Annotated in this window: 10 protein-coding genes and 2 pseudogenes; 8 read left to right on the forward strand and 4 right to left on the reverse strand. The window is 61.6% G+C overall.

Annotated features, from left to right (window positions below; genetic code table 11):
- Window positions 1-38 precede the first annotated feature (38 nt).
- Window positions 39-3,509 (reverse strand): DUF748 domain-containing protein, encoded by a 3,471-nt coding sequence (locus FJQ89_RS03550; RefSeq protein ID WP_243136404.1) that lies wholly within the window; start codon window positions 3,507-3,509, stop codon window positions 39-41.
- Window positions 3,510-3,752: 243 nt separating this feature from the next.
- On the opposite strand from FJQ89_RS03550, the gene FJQ89_RS03555 reads away from it, so the two are divergent.
- From FJQ89_RS03555 to FJQ89_RS03565, 3 genes are all read left to right on the forward strand, one after another.
- Window positions 3,753-5,888 (forward strand): TonB-dependent siderophore receptor, encoded by a 2,136-nt coding sequence (locus tag FJQ89_RS03555; RefSeq protein ID WP_141169070.1) that lies wholly within the window; start codon window positions 3,753-3,755, stop codon window positions 5,886-5,888.
- A gap of 207 nt (window positions 5,889-6,095) precedes the next feature.
- A complete protein-coding gene (locus FJQ89_RS03560; RefSeq protein WP_141169071.1) occupies window positions 6,096-6,494 on the forward strand; it encodes a DUF2946 domain-containing protein in 399 nt (132 codons plus the stop codon).
- A gap of 89 nt (window positions 6,495-6,583) precedes the next feature.
- A complete protein-coding gene (locus tag FJQ89_RS03565; RefSeq protein ID WP_141169072.1) occupies window positions 6,584-8,662 on the forward strand; it encodes a TonB-dependent receptor in 2,079 nt (692 codons plus the stop codon).
- Between the two features lie 298 nt (window positions 8,663-8,960).
- Here the strand turns inward: FJQ89_RS03565 and FJQ89_RS03570 are convergent, their stop codons facing one another.
- Complete coding sequence (locus FJQ89_RS03570; RefSeq protein WP_141169073.1) at window positions 8,961-9,149, reverse strand: hypothetical protein; 189 nt, start codon at window positions 9,147-9,149, stop codon at window positions 8,961-8,963.
- 308 nt (window positions 9,150-9,457) lie between these two features.
- Here FJQ89_RS03570 and FJQ89_RS03575 point away from each other — a divergent pair, with 308 nt between their 5' ends.
- The 4 genes from FJQ89_RS03575 to FJQ89_RS03590 all read left to right on the forward strand — a co-directional run bounded on the left by FJQ89_RS03575 (window position 9,458) and on the right by FJQ89_RS03590 (window position 13,411).
- The gene (locus tag FJQ89_RS03575) at window positions 9,458-10,195 is read left to right on the forward strand and encodes an NYN domain-containing protein (RefSeq protein WP_141169074.1); all 738 of its coding nucleotides are present in this window, start codon (window positions 9,458-9,460) and stop codon (window positions 10,193-10,195) included.
- Window positions 10,196-10,312: 117 nt separating this feature from the next.
- Window positions 10,313-11,632: a D-serine ammonia-lyase gene (locus FJQ89_RS03580; RefSeq protein ID WP_141169075.1), complete on the forward strand. Its 1,320-nt coding sequence runs from the start codon at window positions 10,313-10,315 to the stop codon at window positions 11,630-11,632.
- Complete coding sequence (gene dsdC / locus FJQ89_RS03585; protein ID WP_141169076.1) at window positions 11,632-12,552, forward strand: DNA-binding transcriptional regulator DsdC; 921 nt, start codon at window positions 11,632-11,634, stop codon at window positions 12,550-12,552. The genes FJQ89_RS03580 and dsdC overlap by 1 nt, the downstream gene beginning before the upstream one ends.
- Before the next feature lie 43 nt (window positions 12,553-12,595).
- Window positions 12,596-13,411, forward strand: a complete 816-nt coding sequence (locus FJQ89_RS03590) for a ferritin-like domain-containing protein (RefSeq protein WP_141169077.1) — start codon at window positions 12,596-12,598, stop codon at window positions 13,409-13,411.
- An 11-nt stretch (window positions 13,412-13,422) separates the two neighbouring features.
- Here the strand turns inward: FJQ89_RS03590 and FJQ89_RS28690 are convergent.
- Both FJQ89_RS28690 and FJQ89_RS03595 read right to left on the reverse strand, forming a co-directional pair.
- Window positions 13,423-13,521 (reverse strand): annotated as a pseudogene (locus FJQ89_RS28690) (IS1595 family transposase); the annotation flags it as partial.
- Window positions 13,504-13,755 (reverse strand): annotated as a pseudogene (locus tag FJQ89_RS03595) (IS1/IS1595 family N-terminal zinc-binding domain-containing protein); the annotation flags it as partial. The pseudogenes FJQ89_RS03595 and FJQ89_RS28690, both read right to left, overlap by 18 nt.
- A gap of 174 nt (window positions 13,756-13,929) precedes the next feature.
- On the opposite strand from FJQ89_RS03595, the gene FJQ89_RS03600 reads away from it, so the two are divergent.
- A complete protein-coding gene (locus tag FJQ89_RS03600) occupies window positions 13,930-16,365 on the forward strand; it encodes a DUF262 domain-containing protein (protein WP_141169078.1) in 2,436 nt (811 codons plus the stop codon).

Here is a 16,365-nt window from a genome sequence, read left to right on the forward strand (position 1 = left end):
GGACCCTGAGGGGTTGATCCCGGCACTTTGCTTTTGGCTTATTGCGCCGCCAGTCCCAGCTTCAAGCCCACCAGCTTGCCCGGTGCGGCCTGCGTTTTTTCCGGCGCACCGGCGCTGACCCTGGCCGCCGGCGTGCCGTCCTGCTGCAGGGCCGCCAGAATCGCTGCGCTGCGCTGGGCGCCCAGTTTATTCAAGGCATCGGCAGGCAAGGGTTGCCTGGCTTCCAGCTGCTCGCGCAAGCCGTTATAGAAGGCGCCCGTGTCGGCCACTTGCGGTTCGCCTTCGATCAGCTTGCCCAGGCGCTGCAGGACGGGGATTTTTGCCGCCGTCGCAGTGGAGGCGGCTGCCGCTGCCGCTGCGGTGGCTGGTACGGCCGACTCCGCCGCCTTTTTCTGATTGTCCAGTTCGGCCTTGCCGAAGCGTTCGCCGTACAGCTCGCGCAGGGCGCCCCGTACTTTGCGTTCGCCCAGGTTCAACGGTCCCGGTTCTTCGCCCGCTTCCAGCTTGATGCCAGCCTTGGCGGCCACGGCGCGGCGCACGGCCTGGGCGCGCAGAGCGGCCCCGTCCGTGTCGCTGTATTGGCCCGGCACGGCCAGCTTCAGCTGTTTGCGCTTGGCGAGGATTTGCGCCACTTGCTTGAGCTTTTCCCGCTCGGGCGGCAGCAGCACGGCGCTGCCCGCATCGAAGTCGATCGATTCGAGCTTGTCGGCGCTGATACCCAGCAAGTTGCCCAGTGCGCGGAACGGCGCCGTGACGATTTTTGTCAGCACATTGCCCACGGCTTTCCAGATCAGGGCGCCATAGCTGAATTGCGGGTCGTTCATGTCGCCCGACACGGGCAAACCGAGGTCGATGCGCCCGTCGCTATCCTTGAGGATGGCCAGCGCCAGTTCCAAAGGCAGTTTCAAGGCGTCCGGACTGTCGATGCGTTCACCCAGTGTCAGCTTGTCGAGCACGATCTGGTTGGTGCCGTCGAGCTGGCGGTTGCGCACCTTGTATTGCAAGTCCAGCGAAATCTTTCCTTCGGCCACCTTGTAGCCGGCGAACTTCATCGTGTACGGCGAGGCGGAGACCATGTCGACGTTCTTGAAAACCACGTTCAAGTCCGTGTTGTCGGTCGGCGCGAACGGATTTAATTGACCACGCACGCGGGCCAGGCCGAATTCGTCGATGCGGCCGTCGAGTTCGATCTGGCTGCGCGCATCGCGCTTGGTCGACAGACCCGTGATGACGCCATTGAGTTCATAAATCTTGGCGGCGAACTGGGGCCGCAAGCTCAGGTCGGCAAAGTCCAGCTTGGCGTTTTGCAGGCGCACGCGGCGCACGCGCACGGGGAAGGCGGCGTCCGGCGCTGCAGCGGCGGGCGCGCTGGCGGTTGCTGGAGCTGGCGCAGTCGCCGGCTCGGGCGCCTTCACCAGCAGGCGCTGGGCGTTCAGGCTGCGGTCGTTTTCGATGATCAGTTGGGCGTTCGGTTCCACCACGCGCAGCTCGGGAATGTCGACAAAATCGGGGCCCACGCTGGCCGTCAGCTTGTCGGCGCGCACGCTTTTCCACGAGGCGAAGCGTTTGCCATCCGTTTCATTGAGCACCAGGCCGGCGATATCCACGCCGCCCTCATAGCGTACTTTTGGCGCTTTCGGCGCGCCACCGCCCGTCGTCAGGCGGCCGCTGCCGGAGAGCGTGCCGCCTGCCAGCTTCAGTTTCACATGCTGCGCCAGCAAGGGTTGCACGGGCGCAAGGGTCAGCTGTTGCAGATTCAGCTGCGCATCGACGGCGCCCGTGCCCGGCACAAACTTGCCCTTGGCCGTGAGCAAGCCGCCTTCGCGCAAGCCCACGCCCAGCTCGAACGGCAGCGCCTGTTTCATATCGTTGCTGACCTTGTGCAAGGAGAGCCGCGCATCCTGCAGCGTGCCTTTGATGCCAGTGCCCGCGTCATCGAAACGGGCGCCGAACTTGCTCAGTTCTACCTTGTCTACCTTGGTGGACCAGGGCGCGGACGGCGTTTCCTTGCCTGCGTCGGCTTTGCGTGAGGCAAACACGGGCAGCTGTTGCGCAATCGCAAATTCTCCCTGGCGGTTGCGCGCCAAGTCGATCTGCGCGCCGCTGGCCGTCACGGCGCCCAGGTGCACGGTATGCGCGGCCAGGTCGATCTTGCCTTCCGTAAAACCCAATCGGGCCAGTTTGAACGGCGTTTGCGCGCCCCGCTGCATGGCCAGATCCGCCAGGCTGACATTCGCGCCGTCGATGACGGTGGCCATGCCCGATGGCCCCTGTTGCAAGGCCAGCTGCAAGTTCATCTGCAACTGCCTGGCGCTCAGCTGCAGGGCAGGCGAGACGGTTTCATCGATGACGGAGACGTCCACGTTGGCCAGCGCCAGTTGATGCAAGTCCACCTTCCACTTGCCCGGCCTGGCTGGTGCGGCAGGCACGGCGGCCGCTGCTGCTGGTGCGGGATTGCCAGGCAGCATCAGGTTCGCCACGTCGATCTCGCCCTTGCTGTCGCGCCGCACGGCCACCTTGCCGCCGTACAGATTGATTTTGTCCACCGTGACGCTTTGGCCTGCCAGGTCGGCGTTCACGCCGGCAATGCCCAAGGTAGTCAGCGACGTAAATGCTTCTCCCTTGCCATCGCGCACCAGCGCCAGGTCGCGCAAGGCCAGGCCCGCACCTTTGACGGTCGCTTGCAGTGCGCCGTCGGCATAGGAAAAGGCGTAGGGCAGGCGCGCCGACAGCTTGCCGCTGGTCACCGTGGCGCGCGTATACGCTTTCAAATACGCGGCCAGGCCGGGCAGGGAGGCGTCGTTCAGTATCAGTTCGCCTTCGCCGCGGATGGGGCTGAGCGAGGCCGTGCCGCGCCAGTGCAGCTTGCCGCCGCGCGCCGCATCGGCGCTGAGGCTGTAGCTGCCGTTGGTGTCAGGCAGGGTCGAAATATTGTCGAGCGTAAAGTTGATCGGCGTGAAGTTGTCCGCGTAGCCCGCCTTCTGGTCATGCCAGTCCACTTTGCCTTGTTCCAGCGCAAAATGGCCGATGACGAGGCGCGGCATGCCGCCTTCGCTTTTTTCAGGATGGTTGCGTTGCCAGGTGGCCAGCACTTCAGCCAGGTTGAACTTGCCATCCGGCGTGATCGTCAGCTGGGCTTGCGGCGCCGTGATACGGATTTCCGCCAGGCTCCAGGCGCGACGCACGATGGATTTCCATTCCAGCTGCACGGCCAGGGCGCCGATGGACAGCAGCGGCGCATTGTTTGCGCTGGACGCTTCCCTGAAAGCGATCTGGTCCGCTTCCAGGCGCAAGGTAAACGGGTTGAAGCGCACATCGGCGATGCTGGCCTGGCGCGCGAGTTCTTTCTCTGCAAATTTGGGTAGCTGGTGCTTGATGACGTAGGGCACCAGCCAGAAGCCGGCCGCGCTGTAGGCGGCCAGGGCGCAGCCTGTTCCAACGGCCCAGCGCTGCCAGCGTTTCCAGCGAAATGTTTTCGTCTGCACGCTTTTCTTGTCGATTGTGTTCACGAACTTACCTTTTGATCTTGTTGGGCGGCGCATCGGGTGCGCCGTGACTGTCAGTATGCCTCTTTGCGGCCTCGTCTGCAAAATGCAAACGTGTTCATATGATAACAGGCGCCATGGTGGCCTTGTTTCTTCTATAAAACTCACACAAACTCACCCTCACTTGATAATGATTCTCATTATCGGTATCATGGCCGCTAACCGTAAGTTTCCATTTGTACATATTCTCATTGAAAGCCCGATGTCATGCCTGTCGTCTCTCCTCGCACCCGCTTGCTTCCAGTCGCCGCCGCCCTGTCGCTGGCCTTCGCTTCCCATGCGGCCCATGCCGCCAGCGGCCAGGACGATCTGACGGCTGGCGATGAGAAAGTCATGCAAGCCGTGCAAGTGACGGGCGCGCGCGCGCAAGGCCTGGTGCCCGTCACGACGGAGGCGGGCAGCTTTCGTGGCGCCAACATCATGGACGTGCCCTCGACCGTCAACGTGATCACGCGCGCATTGCTGGAGCAGCAAGCCGTGTCCGGCCTGTACGACGCCGTGCGCAACACGGCCGGCGTGACGCGCCAGCAAAACGGCGGCGAAACGTGGGATCAGTTGGTGATACGCGGCATCGCCGTGGAAAACCGCACGAATTACCGCCTCAACGGCTCCATGCCCATCATGAATTTCTCGCAAGTGCCCATGGAAAACAAGGAAAGGGTGGAAGTGCTGAAGGGCGCCTCGGCCCTGTACTACGGTTTTACCTCGCCGGCCGGCGTCGTCAACTTCGTCACCAAGCGGGCGGGCAGCCAGCCCGTCACCAGCATGGGCCTGAGTCTCGACGACCGTGGCAGTGCCGTGGCAAATATTGACGTGGGTCGCCGCTTTGGCGCGCAGCAGGAATTTGGCGTGCGCATCAACGCGGCCGGCGGCACCCTGGGTTCCTGGCTGGACCATGTCGGCAACGGCAACCGCCGCTTCATTTCCACGGCGCTCGACTGGCGCGTGAGCAATAAACTGCTGCTGAAGGCGGACCTGGAATATGAGCGCCGCAAGGTGACGGAGCAGGCGGGCGTGGCCTTGCCCACGGCCGTGAAAGGCGTGATCAGCTTGCCGCGCGCCGTCGATCCGCGCCAGTTGATCGGCCCCGACTGGTCGGCTTTCGAAGCGCAGACGAAAAACGCGCAATTGCGCGCCGATTATGCCGTCACGGACGGCTGGGCCCTGACGGTGGAAGCGGGCCACTCGGAAACGGCGCGCGACCGCCGCCTGGCGATCTTTCGCCTGAATAACGCAGCAGCACTGGCCACGGGGGCGGGGCGTATCACGGGCAATATCCAGCACAGCGTGACCGCGTCGGACTTGCTGCGCGCGGAACTGGCCGGCAATTTCAGCACGGGTTTTATCTCCCATGAACTTACCCTGGGCGCCTCGCGCACGGACAAGTCGCAAGATCCTATTTACCAGAGCAATTACACGATTGCGTCGCAAAACCTGTACAACCCCGTGCCCGTGACGAATGTCGTGTTCGGTCCCAAGCCGGCTTCGCCGACGACGGCCGCGCTCGACACCCGTGACACGGGCTTGTACGCGCTTGACCGCATGGTCTTCAGCCCGCAATGGCAAAGTATCATCGGCGTGCGGCGCAGCAGCTACCAAAGCGACCAGGGCGGCAGCCACTATGACGTCAGCAAGACGACGCCGATGGCGTCATTGATCTACAAGGCCACGCCCGAGCTGTCGTTCTACGCGTCCACGGCGCGCGGGCTGGAAGAGGGCGAGACGGGCCCGACGGGCACCGCCAACCAGGGCGTCAAGATGGCGCCCGGCGTGAGCAAACAACAGGAAGTGGGCGCACGCTGGCTGACGCCGGGCGGCACCTTGGTCTCCGCCGCGCTGTTCGACATCACGCGCCCCGGCTATTACACGAATGCCAGCAATGTGTTTACGTCGGACGGCGAACAGCGCTACCGTGGCGTGGAACTGTCGACGCAAGGCAAGCTGACGCGCCAGCTGTCGTGGCAGACGTCGGCGCAGTTGCTCGCCCCCGAGTTTGCCCATATCAACGCCGACTACAATGGCAAGGCGCCGGAAAACGCGTCGAAACGCACGGCCAGCGCCTTTCTCGCCTACGCGTTTGACTTTGTACCGGGCCTGTCCGTCAACGGTGGCGCGTATTACTATAGCGCCCGTCCCGTCAATGACCTGAACCAGGCTTTCCTCGGCGGGGTGACACTTTTCAGCGCGGGCGCCCGCTATGCCAGCACGGTAATGAACAAGGCCGTCGTGTGGCAACTCAACGTGGAGAACCTTGCCGACAAGCGCTATTGGGCCGGCGCCGGCACGCGTTTGGCGTCCGGCGCGCCGCGCGCCATCAAGCTGTCGATGAAGGTGGATTTGTAAGAACGCCTATCAAAACCTACTGCGCGTCGTAATTTGCGGCCTGCGATGCTCACTGGCTCGGCGCCCCCGTACCTTCGTACAGTTGCGCTTCTCAAGCCAACGGGGGCGCCGAGCCTTCCTTCCGCTCGCCACGGTTTTGTTAGGCGTTGTAAGTCAGGTTTGACTTGCGCCCTGTGCACAGGGCGCTTGCTTTGATACAATGTTGCCATGTTCATCAGCAAAGGCAAGGCCAGCATCGTCCTGTGGATCGCGTGTATCGCCATCTTCCTGGCCACGCTCGCCCCTACGGTGTCGCGCGCGCTGACGGTCGCCAGCGGCATGGCCGTGCCCAGCCTGGAAATCTGTTCGGTGGCGGGCGGCATGCAAGCCATGCCCGCCCGCTACGATGCGCAAGAACCCTCCGCTCCTGAAAAGCAGGGCATGCGCATGGGCGATTGCCCGTGCTGCAGCATGCATGCGGACACCTTGTCGCTTCCGCCTACCTCCCTCGTGCTCGCTTCCGGAGAAGTCCTCACGGGCTTGCTGCCCGAGCTGTTCTACCAATCCGCCACGCCGCTGTTCGCCTGGACGCCCGCCCATCCCCGTGGCCCGCCTGCCGCTTTCTGATCTGTCCCTTTCCCTGAACTGCCTTGCGCCACGCGTGCCGTGCGCTTGCGTATGTTCGTCTTACCTATACAGAATCTGAAAGCAGCACCATGAAACATTTACCGTTATTGATTTCCCTCGCCATCGCCATGCCTGCCGTGGCCCAGTCGCGCGCTGAAGATGTTTTGCCCGAGATGAAAGTCATTGTGACAGCCATCGGTGACGGCTACCGTCCCGCCGCCGACACGGCCCTGATGCTCAGCAGCACACCCGGCTACAGCGTGGCGGCCGGCGGCGGCGTATCCGGCTTGCCTGTAGTGAATGGCTTTGCGGATGACCGCATCAAGATTCGCATCGACGGCATGGAATTGACCTCCGCCTGCGCCAATCATATGAATGCGCCGCTGTCGTACATCGACCCGCAGCAGGTGCAGCGCATCCGGCTGATCGCGGGTGTCACACCCGTCAGCGCGGGTGGCGACAGCATCGCCGGCACCATCGAAGTGCAATCGAACGCGCCCGTGTTCGCCCAGCCCGGCGCGGCGCTGCTGACGCAAGGCAGCTTTGCCGTCTCGGGACGCAGCGTCAACAACAGCGTGGCGACCAGCGTGAATGCCTCGGCCGGCAGCGACACGCTGAGCATCGGCTACAACGGCGCTTACACGCGCGGCCACAGCTATGACGATGGCCACGGCAACAAGGTGCTGGCCAGCATGTTCGAGAGCATCAACCAGGCCATCGTGCTGGCGGCGAAACGCGATGGACAGCAGCTGACCCTGCGCGCCGGCGTGCAGCATATCCCGTACCAGGGTTTTCCGAACCAGTATATGGACATGACGGACAACCACGGCCAGTTCGCCAATCTCGCCTACAAAGGCGAGTTCGGCTGGGGCGTGCTGGATGCGCGTGCCTACTGGCAGCAGACGGACCATGAAATGGGCTTCTTCTCGCCCGAGCGCACGGGCACGATGCCGATGATTACGCATGGACGCAACACGGGCTATGCGCTGATGGCCAGCTTGCCGATGGCTGCGGGCGAGTTGCGCCTGGGCCAGGAGTGGCACGGTTTCCGCCTCGACGACTATTGGCCTGCCGTGCCCGGTTCCATGATGATGGGGCCGCGCACCTATTTGAACATCAACGACGGCAAGCGCGACCGCACCGTGCTGTTCGGCGAGCTGGAAACGCGGCACGATGCGCGCTGGACTAGCGTGCTGGGCGTGCGCGGCGAATCCGTGCGCATGGAGTCGGGCGACGTGCAAGCGTATGGTACCAACATGATGAACATGCCGGACCTGATGGCCGCCCGGGCCTTCAATGCGCGCAGCCGCAGCCAGCGCGACACGAATATCGATGCGACGGCGCAAGCGACCTTCACGCCGGATACGGCCAGCAGCTATGAATTCGCGCTGGCGCGCAAGGTGCGCTCACCGAATCTGTACGAGCGCTATTCGTGGGGGCGCGGCTCGATGGCCATGACCATGACCAACTGGTTTGGCGATGGCAACGGCTATGTGGGCGATATCGACCTGAAACCCGAGACGGCTTACACGGCCGCGTTCACGGCCGACTGGCATGGCGGCGGCGAGCAGGGCTGGTTCCTGCGCGTCAACCCCTACTACAGTAAGGTCGACAATTACATCGACGTCGACGTGCTGGCGTCTTTCCACCCGTACATGAAAATGGGCGCGAATGGCAACTTGTTGCGCTTTGCCAACCACGACGCCAAGCTGTATGGCGTGAATCTGGCATTGCAGCTGCCGCTGGCGCGCAGCAGCCAATGGGGCAGCTTGATCGCCAGTGGCAATGCAGCTTACACGCGGGGCAAGCGCAGCGATGGCGGCGACCTGTACCGCATGATGCCGTTCAACGCCTTGCTGGCCGTCGAGCACAAGCTGGGCGCCTGGAGCAGCCGCATCGAAACGAAGATCGTTGCCCGCAAGGACAAGGTCGATGCGCGCCGCTTCGAACCGGAGACGGGCGGCTACGCGCTCGTCAACCTGCGCAGCAGCGTGGCATTGAGCAAGATGGCCAGCCTGAGCGCGGGCGTGAGCAACCTGTTCAACCGCGCGTATGCGGACCCGCTCGGTGGCGTGTATTTGTCGGGGCTTAAAGCGAATGGCGGGGCGTTGCAAGCCTTGCCGGCCGAGGGCAGGTCGATTGATCTGGGGCTGCAGCTGAAGTTCTAAGGCTGGCAATTGGCTATGGCGCCTTCCTCCTGCCGGTGGTGGAAGGCGTCTGCGGGAGTCACCGCATCGATCTAGTCAGGTGCTTGCGACGATGTGCGCCTGTTTCTTTTTACGGTCATTTGGTATTCTCGATGGCATCCTGGCTCTGGTATTTGCCGCACAGGCCTACGTCGGGCAGTCCTCTTGCCGATGCCATCGACAGGTCGCTGGTATTGGCAAATGAAGGGCTGGAAAATCTGGAGAGCGGGCGTGCCCGGCGTCGATTATCCAGCGCCCCAGGCCATCCGCCACAACGCCATCAATTTTCGCCGCCGCTCTTTTTTCGCCGTGACCCCGTCAGGACGCGCAGCGCGGTAGCAATCGGCACCTTGTTCCTGGCAAGGTAGGCGGCGGCCGTGGCAGTATCGAGCATTTCCTGGAAGATAATGCCGACCTCGACCTTTTGGGCTGTCAGATCGTCCTGCCTTGCGCAGTCGAGGATGTCCATATTCGTAGCATTGGCTTTGTCATTGTTGGAGCGCATTTTTGCCTCAGTAGAAAAGAGAAAAAATGTCCCCTTTGTTTGCCTTAAAGATAACTTATTTTTGTGCCTTTGTGGAAATTTTTCTTTAATCGATAGTGCATTCAGGAATTAAATTTAGCTATCGACAGGGATCAGGTGCAGGTTTGGATATTGCTTGCCGGAACATTTGACTGCATAGTAGGGACTGCACATACACTGCGGCTACCTGATTGGCCCGTGTGCATTGATATTGAGCCACCTCCGGAATCTCAACTTTTTGAAGCCCCAAAATTATGACAAGTAATGCCAAGCTGGCAGTCTTGATCGACGCAGACAATGCGCAAGCGTCGATTATCAAGGAATTGCTGACTGAGGTATCCACCTTTGGTACCGCATCGGTGAAGCGTGCCTATGGAGACTGGACCACGCCCAATTTGAAAGGCTGGAAGGAAACCCTGCATTTGATGGCCATTCAGCCGATCCAGCAATTCAGCTATACGACAGGGAAAAATTCAACCGATTCATCGTTGATCATCGACGCCATGGATTTGCTGCACTCTGAAAAGCTGGACGGCTTTTGCCTGGTATCGTCCGACAGTGATTTCACGCGCCTTGCAACACGGATTCGCGAATCAGGACTGGCCGTGTACGGCTTTGGTGAAAGAAAGACGCCGCCGGCCTTCGTTGCCGCCTGCGACAAATTTGTTTATACGGAGATTTTGCGGCCGGTAACACTGCCTCCATTGGCGGGAAAACAACAAAAAACGTTGCATGCGCTGGCGCCTGTCTCCCTCGACGCAGATACGCAGGAAGTGCTGCGCAAGGCCATCATCGCCGCAGCGCGTGACGACGGTTTTGCGTCCTTGGGTGGCGTTGGTAGTCTGATCGTAAAGAATAATCCGGCCTTCGATCCGCGCCACTATGGCTGCCAGAAATTGAGCGAACTGGTGCGTCGTCTTCCTTTCGTTGAAGTCAAAGAAGTTCAAAGTGAAAAGAATCCTGCCATGCATCTGTACATCAAATTGAAATAGGGAGCAGCCGGGTCATCATGACAGATGATCTTCCGTCACCTATTGCCTGATCAACCATCCTTTGCCAGCGGCGCCCGGATGCGGTCTAATCATGGCTTGTTCCTTGACGAGGTTGCCATGCTGCCCACTCCCGCCATCACCGCGCTGTGCGAAAAATTTCCCCTGATTACAGAATTGATGGCCTTGCAGCCCTTGAGCTGGTTCAATCCCCGCATCGCGCCAGCGGCCGAGGCCTTGCAGGACGTGGGCTTGACGGCGGCCGACGTGGCGGACGCCAGCGCGCGCCTGGCGCGCTTCGCGCCCTACCTGGCCAGGGCGTTTCCGGAAACGCAGGCCAGCGGCGGCATCATCGAGTCACCCGTCGTGCCGCTGCCGGCCATGCAGGCAACGTTGGGCATGACGAGCGGTCAGCTGTGGCTCAAGCAGGATAGCCATTTGCCCATTTCCGGCTCGATCAAGGCGCGCGGCGGCATCTATGAAGTGCTGAAACATGCGGAAATGCTGGCGCTGGACGCCGGCTTGCTGAAGCAGGGCGACGATTACAGCCTGCTGGCCAGTGATGCCGTGCGCGCGTTTTTCGGCCAGTATGCGATCGCCGTCGGTTCCACGGGCAATCTGGGCTTGTCGATCGGCATCATGAGCGCGCGCCTGGGCTTTCGCGCCACCGTGCACATGTCGGCTGACGCGCGGCAATGGAAGAAGGATAAATTGCGCAGCCACGGCGTCACCGTCGTCGAATACGCGACCGACTACAGCGTGGCCGTGGAAGCGGGGCGCAGGCAGGCGGAGAATGATCCGACTTGCCACTTCGTCGACGATGAAAACTCGCACGATCTGTTTCTCGGCTACGCGGTGGCGGGCCAGCGCCTGCAAGCCCAGTTCGAAGCGGCCGGTGTCGCGGTGGACGAGGAGCACCCGCTGTTCGTGTACCTGCCGTGCGGCGTCGGTGGCGGCCCCGGCGGCGTGGCCTTCGGCTTGAAACTGGCCTTTGGCGATGCCGTTCACTGCGTGTTCGTCGAACCGACCCATTCGCCGTGCATGCTGCTGGGCGTGCACACGGGCTTGCACGAGGGCATCAGCGTGCAGGAGATCGGCATCGACAACCTCACGGCCGCCGATGGCCTGGCCGTGGGCCGCCCGTCCGGCTTTGTGGGGCGCGCCATGCAGCGGCTGATCGACGGCTACGCCACCGTCACGGATGAAGAACTGTACCGCTTGCTGGCGCTGCTTGAGCAAACGCAAGGCATGCGCCTGGAACCGTCCGCCTTGGCCGGTTTCGCGGGCATTCCTGCCGTGCTGGCCGCGCCGCAATATCAGCAGCATCTCGATACCGCCACGCACCTGGTGTGGGGCACGGGCGGCAGCATGGTGCCGAAGCAAGAAATGGCCGCTTATGTGGCGCGTGGCCGCGCGCAGCTGAAGGCCGGAGCCGATTGATGCCGGCCGGCGTGGCGCTCACAGGTACGCTGACGGCCAGCCAGTTCGCCAACCTGTACACGTTTCTCGTGGCGGCACGCCATGCCAGCTTTGCGTTGGCCGCGCAGGAACTGGCGCTCACGCCCAGCGCCGTCAGCCACCGTATCGCGCGGCTGGAAGCGGGCCTGGGCCTGCGCCTGTTCGAACGGCTGACGCGGCAAGTCAAACTGACGGCCGACGGCGAGCGCATCTTCGCCGCGCTGCAAATTGGCTGGGACGGCTTGCAGGCGGCGCTGGCCGGCGGCGACACGCTGGAGGGCAGCGTCAGCGTGCATGCGCGCCCCTCGGTGGCGCAGTGCTGGCTGGTGCCGCGCCTGGCAAGCTTCGCTGCGCAATATCCGGATGTGTCGATCGATTTGCGCGTGGGCAATGATAGCGTGGACTTTCGCGCCGGCCAGGTCGACCTGGCCTTGCACTATGGCGATGGCCACTTTCCCGGCCTGGCCTCGCGCAAGCTGATGGATGAATGGCTGGCGCCCGTGTGCAGCCCGCAATATGCACGCGAGCACGGCTTGCAAGATGCGCCGCAACACCTGTCCAGCGCGACGCTGTTGCACGATACGCTGGCCTGGCCCGCCTGCGCGCCCGATGCCGAGTGGCGGCTGTGGCTGGACAGGCAGGCGCCCGAGGTGAACTTGCCCACGCGCAGCCTGCGCTTCGACCGCGCCGACCTGTGCGCGCAGGCGGCCATCCACCATGCGGGCGTGGCCATGGGCCGGCGCCAACTGGTGCAGCCGTGGATCGACAGCGGCCAGCTGGTCTTGCCGTTCGGCGAGGTTGCCTTGGCCAGCCCGCAGGCGTATTACCTCGTGCATGCTGCGCGGACACTGCCGGCGAGAGTCCACGCGTTGCTGGACTGGCTGGTGGGGCAGGCTATTTGATACACTGCGCCCCTTGTTCAAGAACGCGCACGAAGGAAGCACCATGCACGCAACATCCCCACTGACCTTCACCGCGCCGCAGGAATTGCGCACGTATGCGCTCGCCTGCCTGCTCGAACCGGACCCGGCCACCAAGGTGGCGATGGTGGCGGCCATGGCCGAGGCGCAACTTTCGCTCGATGCGCAATCGCCGCTGGCGCCCACCGGCCCCGTGCCGGGCCGGCCCGAGCGTCCGGAACTGGTGCCGCCGCGCCTGGTGGGGCGGCGCTCGATGATCACGCCGGAAGGGCGCGCCATGCTGGTCCATGCGCTCGCGCATATCGAGTTCAACGCGATGAACCTGGCGCTCGATGCCCTGTGGCGCTTCCCGGACCTGCCCTTTGACTACTACACGGACTGGCTGCGCGTGGCCAAGGAGGAAGCGACGCACTTTGGCATGTTGCAGGCGCACCTGCAAGTGCTGGGCCATACGTATGGCGACTTTCCCGGCCACGACAGCCTGTGGGAAATGGTCGACAAGACGCGCGGCGACGTGCTGGCGCGCATGGCGCTGGTGCCGCGCACCCTGGAAGCGCGGGGCCTCGATGCGATTCCACCGCTGCGCGCCAAGCTGGCCCAGGCGGGAGACCTGGCCGCTGCCGCCATCCTCGACATCATCCTGCGCGACGAAGTGGGGCACGTCGAGATCGGCAACCGCTGGTACGGCTACCTGTGCGACCAAAGGGGCCTGGAGTTGCGCGCCACATATGCCGAACTGGCGCTGCGCTACGAAGCGCCCACCCTGCGCGGCCCGTTCAACCTGGAAGCGCGGCGCCGGGCCGGGTTTTCGGAGCTGGAACTGGCCGATTTGCCATCCTGATTCCGCGCATCGTGAAAGGGCCGCAGCCATTCGCGCAGGCGGCTGTGATAATCGTTGACGTTCTGTACAAGGGTAGCGCCCCGCATGCGGATGCCGGCGCGCAAGTTGACGGTGCGCCCGCACGGCACGCAGCGGTAACGCTGCGGTCCGTGCGCATGGCCGTGCCGGTGAGCATGACTGCTGTGGCAATTGGGACACGCCAAATGCGGCTGTGCCACACTTTCAAGCGATGCGACGGTGGCGTCGTGTGGCGCGTTGCCACGCAGCAGGGCCATTCCTGCCTGCCGCTGGCGGCGTAACTGGGCTAACTGCGCGATAAAATGGCTCCATTTGGCGTGCTGCATGGAAGGATCCTGTTTGTCTGCTATGTACAATCAGACAGCCAAGGCAGAGCAAGATTCCTGGAAATCCCCTACTTAACGGTGACAGAGCCTTTATTTTTAGAAAAATAGATAAAAAGATGGATTAATAGGTTTCCCTTCCTTACTCTGGTGGTTTTCCAGATTGTAGGGACTGAGATGAAGTTGAATGATACAGGGCGGGACGGCCAATCAAACTATCTGTTGACATTGGAAGAAATCGTGTCTTGGCAAATTAACGATACATTGCCTCGGCGCGAAAATGGAAACAATGTGCCTATATACGCTGAATTGCCCGCATTGCAACGCGGAGCCGTCTGGAAGGCTGCCAAAGTGGAAGCATTCTGGGACTCGCTGATCCGTGGTTTTCCGATAGGATCGCTTTTGCTGTCTCCGTATGATGAGCGGCTCGGGCATGCCGAGTATAAATTGGGAAACAATACCGCGCAAATTAATCAGGGGAGCCGTTTTCATTTACTCGATGGTCAACAGCGCGCCACTGCTGTGGCGCTCGGCTTTCTGGATGTGTGGGCAAATCCGCAATATAGCGAAGGGCCGGCCTTATGGCTCGATCTGGGGAATAACAGCCCCGGCGGTGATCGTGCCTTCCTTTTTCGCTTGCTGACTCGTTCCCACCCCTGGGGCTACAGCGCACGGGATCCGGAAACGCGTCTGAAACACGCGCAAATTCGTTCAGCATTGGCATGTTTTCGCAAGGTGGCCCAGGACCCGGCTGCCCGAGGAGCAACCTTGCCGCTGCAATTGGCGTGGCCTTGGGACGCAGTGTGTCCCATGCCTGTTTCAATTTTATTGAAAGCTGCCGTGCACGCGGACTGGCATGCGGAATTGCTGCGATTATTATCGGCATTGCCCATGTGGCATGACGGTGCCATGGTAAATGACGGCAGTAGTCTAGTTGATCAATGGAAAAAAGCGTTGGAGGGTGAATTCCGCCCCCGCCTGGAATGGATCATTGATGCATTGAGCGCAGAATTGCGGATGAGAACGATCCCCGCCATTATTATGCGCGAGCGTGCATTGCCAATGGAAATGCAGGAAATTAATTCCCAGGAGCGCAGCGAACCATCCGTCGATGCGGTTGAAACTTTATTCGTGCGTATTAATACGGCCGGCGTTCCGCTCAGTACCGAGGACTTGATCTATTCTTCACTCAAGGCTGTGTGGCCCGGTGCGACACTGGCATTGGAAAGCCTGTTAGGCAAGCAACGTATCGTGGCGCCTGAACATATGGTGACCTTCCTGTATCGTTTGCACCTGGCATTTTCTGAAGACCGGAATAACGATAAAGCGCCGTCGATGCCCGATGTTGCCTCTTTTCGTTCCGCCTTGAAAGATCCGGCCAAGCTGGATGCTTTTCAAGACTTTGTTGTGGAGCGGGCACGCCTTGGCACTATCACGCAGTTGTTCGACCTGGTGCGCTTGACCGGCCCGGATGACAAGTCGGCGTGGAAATTGCCGCCTACGCTGGCGGCCAGTATTTTTTCGGGTGGAAAGGGTTTGGAGCTGCTATTTATCAGTGCCGCCTGGATTCTGCGCCTGGAAAAAGCTGGTATCCGCATTGCCCAGCTATCGACAAAGCAGCAGCGACGCTCCCTTGGGTTTCTGATGGCGATGGCAGAATTTGCCGAGTCGCCCGAACAGTGCGTGGCGCGTCTATGGGAAGCACTGCACTCGATTGCAGATGATAAGTTGTTGCCCGATTTTTTCAATGCCAAGCGCTATCAGCTTTTGTTACCGATACATAATGGCGGGCTGGTGATGTTGCCCCTGGTGCCGCCCGCTGTGCTGGCAGAGGTGATTCGTTGTCGCGTCACCGCGGGGCAGAAAGGCTTTCCGGGGCCAAACCATGCCGATTTCTGGCGATCCGAATCGCTGTGGACGCATTATTATTCGCGACTGGTGCCTGACAATTTTAGCCAGCTTGAATCCGGCTTGCGCGTATGGCTGCAAGAGCAGAAGCTGGACGGAACAGACACCCATGCCACGGACGCCGCGACGCTCACGGGGCGCCGCCACCTTGCCTGGCAGAGGTTCTTTGACAGGCTGTGGGACAAGCGCGCCCTCGTCGACTATGCGCAGCGTGGCTGGCTCATGCGATGGTTTCCCGATTACGATCCAACGCTGCCAGGGCAGATGGAAGACGTGAATCGGCCGTGGGACTACGATCATATCCATCCGCAAGCCTTGCGTTGCAATGAGGCGCCGGGCGCGATCCGCGACTGGCATCGCTCGCTGGGGAATTTGCGTGCCTGGCCGCTGGAGCTCAATCGCGCGGATCAAAAGGATGCACCCGCAGACAAGCTGGATGCGGCACCAGATCAGGATGACAGGAATTTCGGTATGAATGCCGGGACTGACGTGCGCAAGGCCAGTTTCATCGAAGAAGACCATGAATGGCCATTCTGGCGCGATAGCGTCCCTGCGGGCAGCCAGTTCGATCCACGTTATCTTGCCAAGTATCCCGACTTTGAGCACGCCGGCCGCGCACTGATCCTTGCGACGACGTCGCGCTTTTGTTCGATTTACGCACATTGGTTCGATCAATTGGCACTGGGGGAATTGCAGCGGGAATAA

The sequence above is a fragment of the Janthinobacterium tructae genome (assembly GCF_006517255.1).
GTDB classification, from domain to species: domain Bacteria; phylum Pseudomonadota; class Gammaproteobacteria; order Burkholderiales; family Burkholderiaceae_D; genus Janthinobacterium; species Janthinobacterium tructae.

What these genes read in the sequence shown, in the direction of transcription:
- FJQ89_RS03555 (WP_141169070.1), top strand. Translation starts at nt 3,753, where the DNA reads ATGCCTGTCGTCTCTCCTCGCACCCGCTTGCTTCCAGTCGCCGCCGCC.
- FJQ89_RS03560 (WP_141169071.1), top strand. Translation starts at nt 6,096, where the DNA reads ATGTTCATCAGCAAAGGCAAGGCCAGCATCGTCCTGTGGATCGCGTGT.
- FJQ89_RS03565 (WP_141169072.1), top strand. Translation starts at nt 6,584, where the DNA reads ATGAAACATTTACCGTTATTGATTTCCCTCGCCATCGCCATGCCTGCC.
- FJQ89_RS03570 (WP_141169073.1), bottom strand. Translation starts at nt 9,149, where the DNA reads ATGGACATCCTCGACTGCGCAAGGCAGGACGATCTGACAGCCCAAAAG.
- FJQ89_RS03575 (WP_141169074.1), top strand. Translation starts at nt 9,458, where the DNA reads ATGACAAGTAATGCCAAGCTGGCAGTCTTGATCGACGCAGACAATGCG.
- FJQ89_RS03580 (WP_141169075.1), top strand. Translation starts at nt 10,313, where the DNA reads ATGCTGCCCACTCCCGCCATCACCGCGCTGTGCGAAAAATTTCCCCTG.
- dsdC (WP_141169076.1), top strand. Translation starts at nt 11,632, where the DNA reads ATGCCGGCCGGCGTGGCGCTCACAGGTACGCTGACGGCCAGCCAGTTC.
- FJQ89_RS03590 (WP_141169077.1), top strand. Translation starts at nt 12,596, where the DNA reads ATGCACGCAACATCCCCACTGACCTTCACCGCGCCGCAGGAATTGCGC.
- FJQ89_RS03600 (WP_141169078.1), top strand. Translation starts at nt 13,930, where the DNA reads ATGAAGTTGAATGATACAGGGCGGGACGGCCAATCAAACTATCTGTTG.